Below are 18,851 nucleotides of genomic sequence, written 5' to 3'. Positions count from 1 at the left end.
CATAGAATTGTAGACACCGCTTCATCTTTTTTCCACAGCTTTCGATAGTATCTCCCAGCGTCGGGTGTTGCCATGTGAGTGCACACAGGATATAATCCGGTATCGAATCGGTCTCTGGGCGAAGAGTTTACACCATCAGCCAGGTGAACCGGCTGGTGGCTGGAATGCTCGCCGAGTATTTCTCGGACATCTGGGTTGCGGGTGAGGTTTCCAATTTGCGCGCCTATCCCTCTGGACACTTGTATTTTGTACTCAAGGACAAGGACTCTCAGATTGACGCGGTCTGTTTCCGGTCATCGGCAGAGTTGCTCAAGTTCAGGCTGGAGGACGGGCTTGAGGTCGTGGCTCACGGTAGGGTTGAGGTGTACGTTCCCCGCGGAAAGTATCAGCTTGTTCTTGACCGTCTTGAGCCCAAGGGACTGGGTGCACTGCAGCAGGCGTTCGACCAGCTCAAGGAGAAGCTGCGCAAGGAGGGACTGTTCGCACCAGAGCGGAAGCGGTCGCTGCCTGAGTTTCCCCGGGTGCTCGGCATTGTTACTTCCCCGGTCGGGGCCGCGATCCGTGATATGCTCAAGACGCTCAGAATACATCGGGCGAGGATGAAGGTGCTGCTGTACCCCGCTCAGGTGCAGGGTGAAGGTGCTGCTGCGCAGATTGCCGAGGGTATTAGGTCTTTGAGCGAGCATCCTGGCGTTGACGTTATCATCGTTGGGAGGGGTGGCGGGTCGTTGGAGGACCTCTGGCCGTTCAATGAGGAAGTTGTGGCCCGGGCGATTGCTGCTTCACGTGTACCGGTCGTGTCAGGGGTCGGGCATGAGACTGACTTCACGATTGCAGACTTCGTAGCCGATGTCAGAGCCGCAACGCCGACGGCAGCGGCTCAGCTTGTGGCGCACGGCTGGAGCGAGGCCGAAGACCGGCTCAGAGACGCAGGCCGAACGCTCCTGGAGAACATCGAGCAGGTGCTTCTTGACCGGGAACAGCGGCTCGCCGAACTTGTGCGACATCGGGCTTTTGAGGTCGTGCGCAGCCGGATGGCCGATGCTGAGCACAGTCTGGGCTGGGTGCTGCTTCGATCCGAGGCGGCATTGAATGCGCGGTTAGGCAGGGGCCGGGAAAGTCTCGCTCGTGCAAGCGAACGGCTCGCAAGTCTGCATCCGACTGCGGTCCTGGCCCGCAGCCAAGTCGTGCTTGGCGAGCTGATGGCACGGCTGCGATCAACGGTGGAAATGGATTTGGCCAGGACCGGTACTAGACTCGCACAGTTATCAGGCCAGCTGGACGTGCTCAGTCCGCTGGGCAGCTTGGCGCGAGGATATTCGATATGCCACCGGCTGGACGGCGTTCTGGTAAGAAGCGTCCGTCAGGTGAGTACCGGGGACTGGGTGAATGTCCGGGTTTCGGACGGCAGCATCGGGTGCGAAGTAATGGGAGCCGACTTGGAAACCGGAGGTGTCTAGATGAAGAAGGACGAGCAGGTCAGCCATAAGGGACGCGAAGCTTGCCAGAGGTCAGGCCGGCAAGGTCTCCAGAATCATGGGGCAGACGTTCCTGATGAGCAGATTGATTTCGAGAAGGCGCTAAAGGAGCTTGAGGGAATCGTGACCCAGCTTGAACAGGGTAATCTGACGCTTGAGCGGTCGCTTGAACTGTTTGAGCGCGGGGTGCAGCTCGCCCGTCAGTGCAAGGCCCGGCTCGACGCGGCCCAGCTCCGAGTATCGCAACTGGTCAAAGAGAAGGAAGGAATAATGTCTGAGGTGCCGTTTGAGGAGGAACCCGAAGAAGAAAGGTGAGACTCCTGATGGGGACTGATGTCCGGATGTTGGGGCACGAAGGTCGAAGTATTGAAGGAGACATGCGATGAACAAGTGTAGCGAAGGCGAAATCGGCTATGTGATCGAGGTCAACGGTGAACGGGCTTTGGTTGAGCTGACCGCTTGCACTACCGAGGCCATGGCAGGCGAGTACTATCCGGGCCAGCCCGGTTCCCATGTGGAAATCGCGCTGCGGGAGCGACGGGTTATCGGCATCGTGACGAGCGTGCGGATGGACCCTGCGGTCCAGCCACCACGCAACGTCGCCGAGTGCGTGCTGGTCGGAACTCTGGATGCGCGCGGCCGGTTTACCCGGGGCATTGCCGTCTACCCCACAGTTGGGCAGAAGGTAAACATGGTCACGGCTCAGGACCTTGCCAGCATTTTCGCCGGTTTTGCCGAGTTTGCCTACTCTTTTGCGCGTCCGGCCCTGGCACCGGAGCAAAGGGTATATGTTCAGGCTGACCGGTTCTTCGGGCAGCACATTGCGGTCCTCGGTACGACTGGGTGCGGTAAGTCCTGCACCGTGTGCAGCATGTTGCAGGCGGCAATTGCCAAGTATCCAGACACTCACATCATCGTCCTTGACCTGCACGGTGAGTACGCAGCAGCATTCAATGAGAAGGATGTGCTGCTCATCACGCCGGAAACGCTCGAACTGCCGTACTGGGTGCTGAACTTTGAGGAGTTTGCTGAACTGACTGTTGACCCGGCCGAGGCCACAGCCAAGAACCAGTTGACGGTGCTACACGACGCTCTGAACCGTGCCCGGCAGGGTATGACGACCAAGGAGACAGCAGCGATTGCAAAGTCGCTGACCGTGGATTCGCCAGTGTACTATAAGCTCGACGACTTGGTGAATCAAATCCGGAACTGGAACATCCAGCTTGTTCTGAGCAGTGACGGCAAAATGGTGCCGGGGCCGCTGTACGGCGTCTTTGACCGGTTCCTTATCAGGTTCGAATCTAAGACGTCAGACCCCCGTTTCGGCTTCATGTTTGCGCCAACCCGATTCAAGGACAACAAGAGTCTGACCCAGCTCTTGGCCGAATTTCTTTCAATTGATTCGGGCCACAGGATGGCAGTCATTGACCTTTCGGGCGTACCGTCTGAGGCGGTCGGGGTCGTGGCGGCGGTCGTGTCCAGGTTGGCTTTTGAGTTCAACATGTGGAATCCGGATAGAGACCGGTTTCCAATTCTCATGGTCTATGAGGAAGCGCACAACTACGTGCCGCGGAATTCGAGCGTCCACACGACTCCGGCCAAGACTGCGGTCGAGCGAATCGCCAAGGAAGGCAGGAAATACGGGGTTGGTGCCGTGCTGGTGAGTCAGCGGCCGACCGAGCTTTCCGAGACGGTTCTGTCCCAGTGCAACACTTTTGTCGCAATGCGGCTCACTAACCCGGACGACCAGCAATACGTGCGCCGGCTTGTGCCGGATGCGCTTGCCGGCTTGATGTCAATGCTGCCGGCCCTGCGTACGGGCGAGGCTTTGATCCTTGGCGATTCGGTACCGATTCCGACACGCGCACTCATTGACTGTCCTAACCCGAAGCCGCAGAGTTCGGACGTCGAGTTCAGCCGCTGGTGGTCAAAAGGCATCAGAGATATGGATATTGATCGGGTGGTCAAACGTTGGCGTGCGCGCAGCCGGAGCCTGTAGCACCGGAAGAAGTCAGTACTCAGATTGCGGAACGCCGGAGTGAGTTTTCCACCGATGTCTCGTGCCGAGATGGAGCGGCTCGGCTGGGACCAGTGCGATTGCATCATCGTCTCTGGTGACGCCTATGTTGACCATCCTAGTTTTGGCCCGGCTGTCATCTGCCGGGTGCTGATTGACGCCGGGTTTCGAGTCGGGGTCATTGCCCAGCCGGACTGGAGAACAGAAGCCGATTTTCTCGCGCTTGGCCGACCCAGGCTTTTTTTCGGTATCACCGCCGGCAACGTTGATTCGATGGTTGCGAACTACAGTCCCAATCTCGTGCCCCGGAAGCACGACGACTATTCTGCTGGTGGCAGATCAGGTCAGCGGCCCAACCGGGCATGCATCGTTTACGCAAACCGGCTCCGGCAGCTTTTCAGGGGCGTGCCGCTTGTGCTTGGAGGGATCGAAGCCAGCCTGCGTCGGCTCGCGCACTATGACTACTGGGAAGACACAGTCCGCGGCTCGATCCTGATTGACGCCAAGGCCGACATCTTGGTGTACGGAATGGGTGAGAGGCAGGTCAAGGAGATTGCGGCTCGGTTGACCGAGAATCTCAGAACAGACCTTTCCGGGATTCCGGGTACGTGCGTTACCACGCACAAGAAACCTGAAAAATGCGTTGAACTGCCAGCACTTGAGACTGTCAGGAGGGACAGGGATGCGTTCAATCTGGCGTTTCGGCTGTGGTACGGCCAGGCCGACAACCCGCTTGGCAAGGTAGTCGTGCAGAAGCACGGTGACCGGTACGTGGTCCAGTACCCGGCTCCTCAACCGCTGAGTACATCTGAGCTCGACCGGGTATATAACCTCCCCTACACCCGCCAAGCACACCCGTCATACCGGGAAAGGATTCCGGCCCTAGAAACAGTCCGGTTTTCGATAACATCGCACCGTGGCTGTCTAGGTTCCTGTACGTTCTGTTCGCTTCGGGCGCACCAGGGCCGGATTGTCCAGAGCCGCAGTCTTGGGTCAATTGTCCGTGAAGCGGAGGCGATCACACGTCTACCCGAGTTCCGGGGACACATCACTGACGTCGGCGGCCCGACCGCGAACATGTACGGAGCGACCTGTGTGCAGATGGCAGCCGGTCGAGTGTGCATGAAGCGGGAATGCCTTTTCCCCGAGCGATGTCCTAGTCTGAAGCTCGCATACGAGCGCCATCTCATAGTCCTTGAAGCTGTGAGCAAGGTCAAGGGCGTGAGAAGGGTTTCAATCGGAACCGGTATCAGGTTTGACCTTCTAGACGGCAGGCAGGGTGAAAGATACCTGCGAGAGTTATGCTGTCATTATATCTCGGGTCAGATGCGGGTAGCACCGGAGCACGTCGCACCGCGCGTTCTTGCCGCGATGCACAAAAGTCCACCGGAAGTCTATCTCGCATTTCGCCGGCGGTTCCTTGCTGCGGTTCGAAGCTGCTGCATGTCGCAGAGCCGGCTTTTCCTCGTTCCGTACTTCATCTCCGGACACCCGGGCGCGAATCTTGAGGACGCAGTTGAGCTGGCCGAACACCTAGTGAAAGTCGAACGGTTCTTCATACGTCAGGTGCAGCAGTTCACCCCCCTGCCGATGACCGCGGCCGGAGTCGCGTATCACACCGGAAAGGACCCTCTGACCGGCAAACCACTGCATGTGGCTAGGACGGCAGGCGAGAAGCGCCTGCAGCGGGCTCTGCTCCAGCTTTTTGAGCCGAAGAACGTTGCGTATGTGGAGCGGGAACTGACAAGGCTTGGCCGCAGGGACCTCCTTGCTCGTATCCGCCGGCTCAAGTCCCGGTTGCGGTCTGCAGGAACTGCAAAGGTCCGTCCCAGCTTGTCGGGCGAGCTCACCGGTTAAGTCCAGATGTTTCTGTATTACCTGTCAACATGGGCATCTGCCCTCCGGCTACAGAGGTGAGTGCGGTCTCTTGTCAGACGCAGTTTTGACAGAAGGAGCTGCCAGCGTATAATCGAACGGCCCCAGGGTTGCTGAAAGCAGATGCTGTTCCTGCTTGTTCTGCTGTTGCTCTTCGTAGGCTATGGCGCGGCCGAATATGGGCTGCACCGACGAAACCTCAATCGGATTCCGATCCGGATTCTTGTCAACGGCACCAGGGGCAAGTCTTCGGTCACAAGGCTGATAGCTGCCGGGCTGCGCGCCGGCGGCATCCGGACAGTTGCAAAGGTCACCGGTACAAGACCACGGTTCATACTCGGCGACCACTTGGAAAAGCCGGTGCGCCGGATTGGGAAGGCCGGCATCGCCGAGCAGTTGCGGATGGTCAGGCTAGCTCGTTCGATGGCGGCTGAAGCGCTCGTTATTGAGAACATGTCACTGGACCCGCAGTATCAGCGGATTGAGAACCAGCGGCTTGTCAGGCCGACTCACTCGGTAGTCACCAATGTTCGTGCCGACCATCTTGACGTTATGGGCCCGACCGTAAAGGATGTTGCCCGTTCTTTTCGGCGCGCTCTACCTGCCCATGGGGTGCTTTTCACCGCGGAGCGGACATATCTTGCTGAGCTACGCAGGACCGGACGCGGCAACCGTGAGGTCGTCCTAGCTGACCCAGAAACGGTGTCCGACCGAGAGATGTACGGATTTGAGTACGTCGAGCACAAGGAGAATGTCGCCTTGGCTCTGGCGGTGTGTGCCTCGGTCGGAGTTGACCGGCAGGCGGCCCTGGCTGGGATGAAACGCAGCCTACCGGACTCGGGCGTACTGCGTATTCACCAGCTTGCAGTCAAGGGCAGCCGGTTTGAGTTTGTGAACGCGCTGGCGGCAAATGACCCGGACTCAATCGGCATGCTCTGGAACATGGTGAAGAACCGTTCGCAGGACCGGATCGTGCTTGTCAACTGCCGCCGCGACCGGCAGGACCGGTCAAGACAGATGGCTGAGCTGGTGCGCGGGTTTGAATGCCGCGTTTATGTTGCGACCGGCGGTCTGACCCGGATATTCATTGCCCGATGCCGCGAACTTGGCATCCCACCGGACCGGATTGTGGACCTTGGAGACGAGATACCGCCGAGGGAGGTGTTTGAGTTCCTTGCCGGGCTGATTGAAGACGCTTGTCTTGTGTTTGCGTGCGGGAATACCGTAGGGTATGGCGAAGAGTTGACTCGATATTTTGTGCAGGCCGGGCAGACACAGATAGCAGTGCCCGAAGCATCGAGCGGAGATAGGAGGGGACCGCATGCTGGTTGAGACCATCGGACTCGGAATGCTGGCATCGTTCCTCATGACCGAGACGGTCGGGCTGGCGGCTGGTGGTATCGTTGTGCCCGGATATATTGCGCTTCTGTTGCACGACCCGGTCCGGGTCGGCGCCACGGTTGTGGTGGCACTCGCAACCTTCGTTGTGTTGCGGGTTCTGGATCGGTTCATGCTCGTATATGGCCGAAGGATGCTGGTGCTTGCCGTGCTCATCGCTTATCTGCTCGGCTATCTTACCAGAATCGCGCCGGAGTGGCATATGGGACAGACCGCACTCAATATCGGCGTTATTGGGTACGTAATACCCGGACTGGTGGCCTACTGGATGGTCCGTCAGGGCGTGGTTGAGACTGTGGCGACGATGTTCGTGGCAGCGGTGTTCACACGGCTGGTTGTGACACTCATATCTGGAGGGGTTTTCTAGTGCGGCGGCGGCACGGCAAGGTAAATCGTTGGGTGCTGGTCGGTCTGGCAGTGTTGGCACTTGTACTATTCACGTTTGAGCACAGTTCGGCCCGATACCGTCGGACCCGGTTCTACGAGGAGAAGCTTGCTGCGGCACGTCTGAGTAAGGCGGCGTTCAAGGCGGTGTTCAGAATGAGGGAGCGGCTTGGAATACCGATAGATACGGTCAACGACCCGAACAAGACTGGGCTTGTTGGCGCGCAGTACTCGGAGCTTACTTACGGGCGTTCTGACCTTTCGGACGCGCTCACGACTCTGAATCCGAATTTCGCGGCTGCGGTTCTTGAACTTCTGGTCCAGACTGGCGTACGGAGGGGCGACCAGGTCGGAATCAGTTGGGACGGTACCTACCCGGCACTGAACATCGAGTTGCTGGCAGTGTGTCGATGCATGGAACTCAAACCGGTAATAGTGACGAGCCAAAGCGCGGGAATGTGGGGCGCGAATTGGCCGGGTATGACCTGGCTCGACATTGAGCGGGTTCTGAATGAGGCAGGGCTGTTTGATTACCGGACCGAGTTCGCGACATTGGGCGGCGAAGCGGACGACGGACGTGGACTCTCACCCGAAGGCCGGGCGATGCTTGCCGCTGCGGCTGAGTCAGCACAGGTCGAACTGGTCGTACCGGCCGACCCAGAGTTAACCGTTCAGCGCCGGCTGGAGGCATTCAGAAACGCACGTGCTATCGTATCGGTTGGGAGAGTAGTTGCCGATATTGGTGACCCACTGGCTCAGGTACCTTCCCGAGTGCTGCGAAAGCCGACTGCGAAAATGGGGAGCCAAGGCACTATCGCTTCACTGCTCAAACAGAGAAAGCCGGTTGCGTACCTCGGTAATCCAACCCGGGTCGCTCTGGCTTACGGACTGCCAGTTGCGCCGGTGCCTATCCCCGAGGTTGGGAAAGGCAGGCTGTTCTTTCAGCGCCAGTATTCAGTCGGCCTGGCCGCTATTTTTGTCATCGCCCTGGCCCTGATGCTCTGGTTCACTGTCCGCTACGACATCGAGTCATACATCAGCAGAAATCCCGCACCTGAAGAGGAGGCGGTATGACAGGGAAAGCCGACAGTTTTCAGGCTGCGGTTTCCAGACACCGAGCAAGTGGGGCATTGTTGATAAGAGCGTTTGTCGCGCTGTTGGCGGTAGTAGGCGTTGCGTCCGCGGCAGGCGTGAAGGTGACCGGTTCGGCCGGGACCGCCAGAGTCAGCGTGGTACGCCGGGTGGAGCTTGACTACTATCTTGTGACCAGGGAAAAGCCGCTGGAGTTCTCGGTCACAGGCCCGGAATGGTTGCGGGTGTTTACCCGGCTGTGGCTGCCAGTGTCCGGTGACTCAGAGTATGTGTATCGGCTGTCGCTCTGGCAAGACGACGTTGAGCGACCGCTTGAGTTTCGCACCCGGCGTTCAGGGTCAAGTTATGGACCGGCTGGTCAGCCGGTCGGCCGGTGGCGGTCTTTCTACATCGAGGTTCCGGCTGGAGAGAACCGGTACCGGCTGGTGCTGAATGATGCGCCGGCCAGCGCAGTCGGCGTGAGATTCTCGTTCAGGAAGCCTGCGGCTTGGAAAGCAGTGGAGCTGCACGGCAGAGAGCTTTTTCTCGTGCAGGCCGGCAACAAGGAGCGGCTGTATGAACTCCGACCGGGCGAGTCGGCGCGGGTCGAAATTGCTGGTCCGTGCCGGGTGAGAATTAGGACAAGACTCAACTACACTGCTGAGATGCAAGGGGCGCAGAACTTTGTCCTTGCAGTTCAGGAGCAGGATAGCGCGATTGATCGGAAGAACTTGCGGGTGGTGAGGTCCACGGTGGCCAGTTACGAGAACCTTACAGATGTTGTGCCGTCCAGCGAAGCCACTGTTCGCTTCGCACTTGGCGAAGGTGTACACCCGCTGGTAATCACACTGAGCGGTACGTTTGCCAGGAGTGCAGGGATTGTTGTTGAGACGATTGCCATCGAAAAGTACGAGTAGTCTACTGGCCGCGCTGCTCTCCATCGCCGCGGCTGGGCCGGTCGTAAGTCCGCCGGTTCTCACCGGCTACTTTGACGTCGCGTTCACGTACGATGACAATCTGTTTCGCTACTCGGCTGCAGACCTTGAGGCGTTCCGGCTCGGATCCGAGCCGAAAAGGTTCCCGATAAGAACAAGCGATGACTTAGACGTCGTGATCGGAGTCGGTTGTACCTATCGGTTCGGCACCGCCGGCCGCCGCGGCTTGGCAACGCTGCGAACAAGAATGCACCAGTACGTGTCAAACTGGGAGAAAAGCTACGGGCTGCTTGAAGTCGGTGTTGGACAGCGTATCACTAGACTGGCAACAGCGAGGGCGTCGTTCCTTTGGATGCCCGGGTATCTGGTACGGTACTACCGTAATCCGGCCTCAGGGGTCGGGGATTATGTCGCTTGTCGGTACACCGAGTATCTTGCTAACGCCAAAGTTGAGTTGAAGCTGGGCTGTTTCGAGGTCGTTCCCAGCTATCGGCATGAGTGGGATGACTATCTACCGGCTTTTGACTGCTATGACACGCGGGCGCACCGTTTTGGTGGCAGTGCGGCGTTTCAACCTTCTCACCAGTTCAGGTTCCAGGCTGAGTACGAGCGCAAGCTGGCTCGGGCAAGAGGCTCGAAACCGGACATTTCCTACAATCAGCACGAGCTCGGTCTTGTTCTTGCGGTGCGGCCGGAGCGGACTCGGTTCGATTTCGAAGCCAGCTACAATGTCGAGCTTCGAACTTACACTGCAGGTCCAGCTGACCCGGCACATGCAGGTCGTGAGGATGACATTGAGAATGTTGCGGTCGGGGCCGGGTACCGGCTAGGCCGGACAAGGCTCAGCTTCAGGTATGAGCTCGAATGGCGCGACGTGTGGTCGCCTTACAGTGAGAAAATCGAGGATGTCAAGCAGTACCGGCAGAATCGTTTGACACTTGGGGTGAGAATGAATCCCACAGACCTGTTTTCAGGGGGCTGACGATGAGAGTTTGTGCCGTGCTTGCCTGTGCCTTGTTCGTATTATGCGCGTGTAACCACCCGCTGTCCGGGCTAGGGCCGGTACAGCTGTCGGCACCGGCCGGAGGTTCGAATCTGACCCGTTCCGAAGTATCGTTCTCGTGGCGGGAGCTGGCCGAGGCCGCGTGCTATAACCTGCAGGTTGCGGCAGACGATGACTTTGAGCGCGTGATTGCCGATGACACGACCGAGCAGACCGAAGTTGCCGTCAGCCTCGTAACCGACGGGAAATACTGGTGGCGTGTTCGGGCGCGGGACGCAAGGGGTGCGTGGGGTGGCTGGTCAGAGGTCTGGGATGTAAGCCTTGTGCGGTTCAGGATTATAGCCAGCCACAAGACTCAGGGTTACGCGCAGGATATCTGGGTTGCTGATGGCCGTGTGTATGTTGCAGATGGTCAGGCTGGGCTTTCGGTGTTTGACGTGACGAGTCCAGAACAGCCGCGATTGCTCGGTTCGATAATGGACTCCCTGAACGAGGCATGGGGTGTGATGGTCAATGGTGACTATGCGCACCTTGCGTACGGATACAAAGAGCTGATGACGGTCAACGTTTCCAGGCCAGAGAGCCTGAAGAAGGTTGGTGAGCTTGAGTATCCTCAGCCCGGGTTCGGTTACGACATCGCGTGCCAGGACTCGATGGTATACATTGCGGCCGACGCTCAGTTTCTGGTCGTGAATGTTCGAGACCCCAGATACCCGAACCTAGTATTTCAGAGCCGGTATCCGCGTGGGCTTCGAGGTATCTGTCTGTCAGGAAACTACTGCTATCTGGCTCTGGAACAGCTTGGAGTTGCCGTCTGGGATATCAGCGCAATACCGCCGACCCAGGTGGGTAGTTTTGACACGCCGTCAAATGCCCGCGGGGTTGCTGTTCAAAACAACCACCTCTATGTCGCCGATGGCCGTAATGGGCTGATCGTTGCAGATGTGACGCACCCCCCAGAACCGCGGATTGTCGCCTCGCTGTCATTGGCTGGTTATGCGAATCGGATTTCGGTCGCGGATTCCCTGGTCTATGTCGGCTGTTCGGACGCCGGACTGGCGGTTGTTAATGTGAAAGACCCGACCGCACCCGTACTTGCAGCTCAGGTCAGCACGAACTACACACGGGGAGCTGAGGAATATCAGGGTTTCGTCTTCTGTTGCGACCGTGATTCCGGACTAGTAGTAATCAGAAAAGAGGAGTAGATTTCTGTGATGTTTTTCTTGTGCTTCTTAGTTCTTGCTGTTGAAGGTGGATTGGAGCGGCCGGAGTGGAGCATCAGGGCAGTAACTCCGATGTGCATCCGGCTCGATGTTACAATGCCGGACGCAGAATCAACTGAGCCGGCGTATGCCCGGCTGGTGCCGGCGCCTGGAGGTTTGGTTCCTGAGGTCAGAATTCTAGATTTGGACACAGTAACGGTCACTGATGCCAGGCTTGCAGAGTTTTGCCCACCAGATGACTTGGTCGGGTTCGGACAAGTGATGACCGCAGCGGGCGTGGATGTCGTGCCACTGCATGTTGCACGCATCAGGACAGGCGCAAAACCAGGTCAGATTGTCCGGTGTCGCCGGATGAGTATCGAGCTTACCTATTCCGTCGGTTACGAGTCCCCTGGTGATGGTAACCTAATGTCGGAACTTGTGCGCTCGCTTGTGCTTGGTGGCGTGCCGGAGTTCTCCAACGACCAGCCGGGCTGTCTTGTTATCGTGCCGGACGACTTCTATTCGAACGTCCTGCCCCTGGCTCGGTGGAAGGAGCGCAAGGGTTACTGCGTTTGGGTGAAGAAAACATCAGAAACCGGCACCACAAGAGAACAGATACAGGCCTATATCAGGACTGCCTATCAGACATGGACTCCGAAGCCGAGTTATGTCATGCTCGTCGGCGCCATCAACAAGATACCGGCGTTTCATTACTCAATTCCCCAGCACGTGTCTGACCATCCATATTCCTGTGTTGATGGTGACGACTTCCTCGCCGACCTGTTTGTGGGCCGGTTGCCGGCGGCCAATGCTTCTGAGCTGGACGTCATCGTGGCCAAAATACTGGGCTACGAGGCGAATCCGTACCTTGCCGATACGACCTGGTACCGCCGGGCGCTTGCGGTGGGCACCAGTTATCAGGAAGGCGGTACGCCGGCCGTGACCGCGATTGTGACCAAACGGGTGATACGGGAACGGCTGCTGACACGTGGATTCTCTAGTGTTGATACGGTGTTCTACCCACCGACCCGTTACGGTCGAGGACCGGTAGATTCATCGGTCAATCAGGGAGTGGCTTTCATCAACGGTCGGGGATGGGGCAACTACGATGGCTGGGGGTATCCTGAGTTTTTGAGCAACGACGTCGCCGCGCTCGCTAATGGCTGGAAGCTGCCGGTCGTGACCAGTATCTACTGTGGGACTGGCAACTATGCTCGCAACCCTTGCTTTGGCGAGGTGTGGCTTCGGGCAGGTACTCCGACGAACCCGAAGGGCGGGGTCGCATTCTGGGGCGCGAGCTGGACCGGGACCTCGACGCGGTGGAACAACTGCATGGACTATGGCATCTACCGTGCCATCCTGGACTGGAATGTTCTGACGTGTGGGCCGGCGATGTACTTGGGCAAAATTGAGCAACTTGAGAATTTTCCATTGGCTGAGGACTCATTTGACCTGAGAGCATATTTTCAGGTGTACAATCTACTTGGTGACCCTTCGCTGCAGATGTGGACTAGCGTTCCGCGTTGCCTGAATGTATCCCATCCGGCCAGTTTCTTCAAGGGGAGCAGTGTTTTTGACGTAACGGTGACCGATGCCTCAGGTTTTCCAGTTCGAGACGCGGTTGTGTGTCTCAGAACTGCGGAGGGTAGCAAGACCGGACGTACCGACGTCTCGGGTCGCGCCCGGTTTGCCATCTTCACTCAGACCACGGACACGATGCTTGTGACTGTCACCGGTCCTAACCTTGCACCGTACCTTGGCCATTCGGTTGGTGTTCCGGCAGGTGTATTCGTCGGGTACGAGTCGCATATGCCATCCTCAGTCCAGCCGGGCGGTCCCGCGAACATTGCCGTGACCTTGAAGAACTACGGCAGTAGCTTGACCGCGCACAGCGTCGTCGCACGGCTACGTGCTCAAGACAGCTTTGCGCTTGTAACCGACTCGGTACGTAGTTTCGGTGACCTGGCGCCTGGCGCGAGTTACACCGCACCCGCGTTCGAGGTGACGGTCGCGGCAGCATGCACCAGCGGGCAGACACTTGGCTTCGAACTTGCCGTCACAAGTACGGACAGCGCATGGAACTCGGCGTTTGAGGTAACAGTAACAGGCCCAACACTTGTGGTGACCAGCTATACTGTGCACGACGCCAATGGATTCCTCGACCCAGGCGAAACAGTTAGCTTCTCTACCACGGTTCGGAACCACGGAGCCGCTCCGGCCGACAGTGCTACCGGTCTGCTCGTTTCGCTCAACCCTGGGGGGGTAAAGGTACTGGATTCACTAGGCACTTTCGGAACGATTGCACCGGCTGAGTCCGCGTCCAACATCACCGACCGGTTCCTAGTTAGAGCTGAACCGGATGTCGGTGTGGGTCGCAAGTTTACCCTCAGGCTTGTTGTATCGGCCCAAGGCGGAGTGAGGCAGGTACGTGACTTCACGGTAGTGGTTGGCGAACCGAGGTCAGATGCGCCGCTGGGTCCGGACCGACACGGCTACTACGCGTACGACGATACCGATGTCGGGTATGGGGAGCGGCCGTTGTACGATTGGTTTGAGATTGACCCGGGCCTGGGCGGGCCGGGCACTGCTATTGAACTGGGCAACGATCAGGTCAGGCAGGTTGACCTGCCGTTCAACTTCAGGTTCTATGGCCGCGACTATGCCCGGGTTGGCGTGTGTGACAACGGATATCTGGCGTTCGACGCCAATCCCCAGGGAGAGATATACAACTGGCACATTCCTTCGGCCTCAGGCCCGGATGGCCTGATTGCTGTGTTCTGGGATGATTTCCGAGCAGATTCGCTTCCGGTTGGCGGCGTTTTCGGGTACTATGACTTGACTGGACACCGGTTCATCGTCGAGTGGAGCCGGTGCGTACACGTGCACGGATTCAGGCCACCGATACGGGCCGAACAGCAGAGTTTTCAAGTTTTCTTGCTCGACCCGGCGTTTCACCAGACCAAGACCGGAGACGGACCGATACTCTGCCAGTATCGCACGGTCCAGAACGACGACAGCCTTTGGCAGAACAGCCACAACTTCGCTACAGTCGGAATCATGAATCCCGATCATTCGGACGGCATTGAGTACACGTTTGCCGGCGCGTATCCGGCAGCAGCAGCCGAGGTTCTATCCGGTAGAGCGATACGGTTCACCACCAACCCGCCGGACACGTTCATTGGTGTCAGGGACAAGGAAACAGGGGTCAGAGGGCAGGACTTTGGAATGCGGCTGAGCCCAAATCCGATTGCAGGCGGATTTGCTTCGCTCAGGCTTCATGGGTTCCAGGGCCTAAGTGTTCCAGAACTCAGCGTCTTTATCTACAACGCGGCGGGGCGGTGCGTTCTCAATCGGTCACTGGTCAGCAGTGATTGGTCATTGGCCATTCCGCTCGACTGCCAGAGCCTGCCGAGCGGTGTATACCTTGTCCAACTTTCGGTCGCCAAACAGAGAATGCTGCACGATAAACTGCTTGTCCTTTCAGGGCACAGATAGGAGAAGCGGAAGCACTTGAAAGGAGTGGTAATGAAAACAGCCTTGCTGTTATGTGGTGTACTGGTTGCGGCCTACGGCATCGAAGGTGAAATCTACCATGGTGTTGCGGTCGCACCCGACGGAATGAATGCCTGGGTTGTGACAATCGAAACTACCGCGGTCTATCACACCACTGACTTCGGCGCAAACTGGCAACCCCAGACGATCGGCACGTTCCGAGACTTCTTCGATGTTTGCTTTCTGGATGAACTCAATGGCTGGACCTGCGGCCGGGTCGGTGACATCTGGCACACGTCCGACGGCGGCGAGAACTGGGCGCGGCAGAACCTGGGTGGACCTAAGTTCGCAACCAGAATTAGATTCCTAGACATGCAGTACGGCTGGTCTTCGGGCGGCGAAGCAATCTTGCTCCACACTACCAACGGTGGCGAGGAATGGGACATGACATTTTTCCCCAGGCCGCCGTATCCGTCGGACACAGTTGACTTCCAAGGCGTCCGCTTCGTCACCCGCGAGACCGGCTGGCTTGTTGCTGGCCGTTTTCCTGAAGGAGGGGACACATTTGCCTTTGGTCAGGGATACATTACCAAGACAACAGATGGGTGCGCTACGTGGACCTTGCAACGGGTCGACACAGTGTATGATTTCTATGACGTGGCTGCAAGCGATGAACAGACCGCCTGGGTCGTGGGCGGTAATGACCGGACAATGGCTGGCGTTGTACTTCACACCTCGGACGGAGGTACGACGTGGTTGGAGCAAAGCTTGCCGGGTGGCACAAGATTTCTGCGTTCGGTGACGTTCGTCGGCGACCATGGCTGGGCGTGCGGCCGAAACGGTACGATTATCCATACCTCAGACCGTGGTACGAGCTGGGTACTACAGTCGACGGCAGTTGATACCACACTCTTCGACATCGAGTTTGCCGATACCCTGCGTGGCATGGCTGCGGGCAATTCCGTGGTGCTGTTCACCACGGATGGCGGCAGGACCTGGGTTAGAGGACTGGGCGGGGTTGGAGAGAATCCAGATTTCAGGTCTTGCATTGCCGGTTCCAGGCTGGCGCAGCTCCAAGTTGAGCCGAGTGTAACACAAGCCGGTGCTGTCAGTCTGAAGGTCCGCAGGGTTCCGGGCTCTGGAATGCAAGACGCCAGGCTGCGCGTCTTCGACGCACTCGGCCGTTGCGTGCTGACTCGAGGACTGGCTATTGTGGATTACGGTTCGGATACTACACTCGACTGCAGCGCGCTGCCCGGCGGCACCTATCTTGTGCGGATTGACACACGTGCCGGCAGCAGTACGACCGGCTTCGTGCTTTTGGCCGGAAATCGATAGCCGGCTCGTCCAACAGCACGCCTGGCTGCGAAAGCCGTTGACACTCTTCAGAATGCCGGTATCTTCGTACGTCATGGCAACAGGGCCATCAGGCGACTGCGTAGTTTTTCTTGGCTCGGGTGGGGCCAGGGTTGTGGTTGCAAAGCAGGTGCGAGCCTCGGGCGGGATTTGGTTTTCCCTTGCTGGAACCGAGTTCCTTGTTGACCCTGGCCCGGGCGCGTTAGTGCGTATGACCGGAAGCCAGCATCGGCTGGACCCGGTAAGGCTCGCTGGCATCCTGCTCTCCCACCGGCATCTTGACCACGCGGGTGATGTGAACAACATGATTGAGGCGATGACCGTGGGCGGTACTAGACCACACGGTACGTTGTTCGCTCCGGCCGATGCTCTTGAGGGCGATGACCCGGTAGTCTTACGCTACCTGCGGACTTTTCTCGACGGGGTGGTGACAGTCCAGGAGGGGGGGGAGTACGTCTTGGGGAGTATCAGGTTTACCTGCCCAATCAGACACCGGCACCGGGGAGAGACGTACGGGTTCCGGTTCCGTGCGCCCGGTCTAGTCGTGTCGTATATTGCGGACACGGCATATTTCCCGGCACTGGTTGATGCGTACCGGGCGGATATCGTAATAATGAATGTCGTGCGGCTAAAGCCGTCAAAGCTTGACCACCTGCACGCACCCGAAGCGCTCGAACTGATACGGCAGATGAGGCCGAAACTAGCCATAATCACCCATTTCGGCATGACGATGATAAGGGGCCGACCGTGGCATGTGGCGCGGGAAATGAGTGAGCAGTCCGGCGTAACGGTGGTCGCCGCTTCGGACGGCCGCAAGATTGATTTGGTTCAGTACTCGGACAGAACTGGCGAGGTCGGACAGTCCGAGATCGCCGGGGCAGTAGTTCCAGAGTGCACTGGCCCGGAGCTGGGAAGTGGCAACACTTGATGATGGATGAGCGTCCGATCCGCCGGCCGGTAAAGGTACTCGCCGAAGAAACTGTGCGCCGGATCGCCGCAGGGGAGGTTATTACACGTCCTGCAGGTGCAGTCAAGGAACTCATTGAGAATTCGTTGGACGCGGCTGCAACTGATATTAGGGTTGAAGTTACTGATGGCGGCTGCAATTTGATCCGGGTTACGGACAACGGATTCGGCATGACTCGCGACGATGTTCGTCTTGCGGTGGGTCGTCACGCCACGAGCAAGCTTTCAAGTATTGACGACTTGGCGCGGCTTACAAGCTTCGGATTCAGGGGAGAGGCACTTGGCTCAATCGCTGCGGTCTCGCGGATGACGGTCGAGACCAATACCGACGAGTTCGCGCCTGGGACTAGGCTCGAGGTCGAGGCAGGAGAAATCCGTGAGGTCGCCGAAGTGGTGCACCCAGTTGGTACGACCGTCACGGCGCGAACCCTTTTCTACAACCTACCGGCGCGCAGGAGTTTTCTCAAGTCCGGAACCTACGAACTGAAGCTTGTAGTCGAGGTCGTCAAGACTTATGCAGTTGCATACCCCAGAGTCAGTTTCGTACTCATTGCTGACGGAAAGACCTTGCTTCAACTGCCGGCCGCGGAGGATGTGCGCGTGCGACTTCGGGACCTGTATGACAGACAGACGGTCGAGAGTTTGGTAGAACTGAGGGTTGACAATCCTATGCTTTCTCTGGCTGGCTGGGTGACCCGGCCAGACCAGGCACGACGGTACTACGAGGTGCAAACGATATTCTTCAATGGCCGGCCGGTACGCAACCGTGCGGTCGCACGGGCGGTGCATGATGCCTGCGGCCCGGCGTTGGGTGACGCTAACCCCAACTTCATACTGTTTCTCGATACCGACCCGACACGGCTAGACGTGAATATCCATCCCACCAAGCAGGAAGTGCGGTTTGCTGACGAACGGTTCTTGTTCGACTTCGTGTCTGAAGCGGTGAGTAAGGCATTGGGAACCAGGCGTTCTGTTGGAGGTGGCGCGGATGAGTTCCTGTACCAGCGTAGCTTCGCATCTGTCGAAGATGCCCAAGTCGCAGATTTCTGGCAGCTCCACAACAGTTACATTCTAGCCCAAATTACCACGGGCTACGTCATAGTGGACCAGCATGCGGCGCATGAACGCATACTGTTTGAGGAGCTGACCCGGCAACGTCAACATGTGTCACGGCAGGGACTTTTGTTTCCGATCAACATCGAACTGTCAGCCGAGCAGTTCGCCGCCTATGAGGCGTTCAGCGAGCGTGTCGCTGAACTCGGGCTTCAGACCAAGGTGTTCAGCGGTCGGACTGTAGTGGTTGAGTCGGTGCCGGCCGGTTCATTCATGGGCAAGAAGGAGGTTGAAGAGTTCTTCGCCGAGCTTGCTGAGACGACTGCAAACCAGGTCGTGACCGAGCTCGAACTGGCGAAGTTGGTAGCCTGCAAGGCTGCAATTAGGGCCGGCCAACGACTGTCCCAGACAGAAATGGAGTCCTTGTGCAATCGGCTGTTTGCCTGCTCTGAGCCGCGTTTTTGCCCGCACGGCCGACCAGCAGTCATAAAGGTCTCGCTCGATGAACTTGCTCGGAGATTTGGACGAACGTAGCGTTAGCGGTTTGATGACGGTGAGGGGGATAAGAGAGAAAGGGCAAGACAGTCTGGCCGCCTCTTCACACCCTCCACTTGGTTT

14 protein-coding genes are annotated in these 18,851 nt (G+C 58.1%); all 14 read left to right on the top strand.

Going from position 1 to position 18,851, the window contains the following annotated elements:
* Positions 1-101: 101 nt before the first annotated feature.
* The 14 genes from xseA to mutL all read left to right on the top strand — a co-directional run bounded on the left by xseA (position 102) and on the right by mutL (position 18,767).
* A complete protein-coding gene (gene xseA / locus ABIL25_03360) occupies positions 102-1,460 on the top strand; it encodes an exodeoxyribonuclease VII large subunit (GenBank protein MEO0081317.1) in 1,359 nt (452 codons plus the stop codon).
* Positions 1,461-1,793, top strand: a complete 333-nt coding sequence (locus tag ABIL25_03355; GenBank protein MEO0081316.1) for an exodeoxyribonuclease VII small subunit — start codon at positions 1,461-1,463, stop codon at positions 1,791-1,793. It abuts the gene before it with no gap.
* A 67-nt stretch (positions 1,794-1,860) separates the two neighbouring features.
* Positions 1,861-3,477, top strand: coding sequence for an ATP-binding protein (locus ABIL25_03350; protein ID MEO0081315.1), 1,617 nt, complete (start codon positions 1,861-1,863; stop codon positions 3,475-3,477).
* A 54-nt stretch (positions 3,478-3,531) separates the two neighbouring features.
* Positions 3,532-5,352, top strand: coding sequence for a YgiQ family radical SAM protein (locus ABIL25_03345; protein MEO0081314.1), 1,821 nt, complete (start codon positions 3,532-3,534; stop codon positions 5,350-5,352).
* Positions 5,353-5,493: 141 nt separating this feature from the next.
* Entirely contained in the window at positions 5,494-6,702 is a 1,209-nt protein-coding gene (pgsB, locus tag ABIL25_03340) for a poly-gamma-glutamate synthase PgsB (GenBank protein MEO0081313.1), read from the top strand.
* Positions 6,692-7,135: a poly-gamma-glutamate biosynthesis protein PgsC gene (gene pgsC, locus ABIL25_03335; GenBank protein MEO0081312.1), complete on the top strand. Its 444-nt coding sequence runs from the start codon at positions 6,692-6,694 to the stop codon at positions 7,133-7,135. The genes pgsB and pgsC overlap by 11 nt, the downstream gene beginning before the upstream one ends.
* Positions 7,135-8,226: a poly-gamma-glutamate system protein gene (gene pgsW / locus ABIL25_03330; protein MEO0081311.1), complete on the top strand. Its 1,092-nt coding sequence runs from the start codon at positions 7,135-7,137 to the stop codon at positions 8,224-8,226. The genes pgsC and pgsW overlap by 1 nt, the downstream gene beginning before the upstream one ends.
* The gene (locus ABIL25_03325; GenBank protein MEO0081310.1) at positions 8,223-9,140 is read left to right on the top strand and encodes a hypothetical protein; all 918 of its coding nucleotides are present in this window, start codon (positions 8,223-8,225) and stop codon (positions 9,138-9,140) included. The genes pgsW and ABIL25_03325 overlap by 4 nt, the downstream gene beginning before the upstream one ends.
* Positions 9,109-10,140, top strand: a complete 1,032-nt coding sequence (locus ABIL25_03320) for a hypothetical protein (GenBank protein MEO0081309.1) — start codon at positions 9,109-9,111, stop codon at positions 10,138-10,140. The genes ABIL25_03325 and ABIL25_03320 overlap by 32 nt, the downstream gene beginning before the upstream one ends.
* A 2-nt stretch (positions 10,141-10,142) precedes the next feature.
* Positions 10,143-11,366 carry a hypothetical protein gene (locus ABIL25_03315; GenBank protein ID MEO0081308.1) on the top strand — a complete coding sequence of 408 codons (1,224 nt, stop codon included), beginning with the start codon at positions 10,143-10,145 and terminating at the stop codon, positions 11,364-11,366.
* A 9-nt stretch (positions 11,367-11,375) separates the two neighbouring features.
* The gene (locus ABIL25_03310) at positions 11,376-14,861 is read left to right on the top strand and encodes a C25 family cysteine peptidase (GenBank protein ID MEO0081307.1); all 3,486 of its coding nucleotides are present in this window, start codon (positions 11,376-11,378) and stop codon (positions 14,859-14,861) included.
* A gap of 30 nt (positions 14,862-14,891) precedes the next feature.
* On the top strand, positions 14,892-16,196 hold the full coding sequence (locus tag ABIL25_03305) for a YCF48-related protein (GenBank protein ID MEO0081306.1): 1,305 nt from the start codon (positions 14,892-14,894) through the stop codon (positions 16,194-16,196).
* Between the two features lie 52 nt (positions 16,197-16,248).
* Complete coding sequence (locus ABIL25_03300) at positions 16,249-17,142, top strand: MBL fold metallo-hydrolase (protein ID MEO0081305.1); 894 nt, start codon at positions 16,249-16,251, stop codon at positions 17,140-17,142.
* Positions 17,142-18,767, top strand: a complete 1,626-nt coding sequence (gene mutL, locus ABIL25_03295) for a DNA mismatch repair endonuclease MutL (protein MEO0081304.1) — start codon at positions 17,142-17,144, stop codon at positions 18,765-18,767. The genes ABIL25_03300 and mutL overlap by 1 nt, the downstream gene beginning before the upstream one ends.
* Positions 18,768-18,851 lie beyond the last annotated feature (84 nt).

This window comes from candidate division WOR-3 bacterium, assembly GCA_039801365.1.
Taxonomy (GTDB): Bacteria; Hydrothermota; Tepidihabitantia; order Tepidihabitantales; family Tepidihabitantaceae; genus JBDRUN01.
The sequence above is the reverse complement of the archived record's forward strand: the minus strand, read 5'-3'. Positions and strand labels throughout refer to the sequence as shown.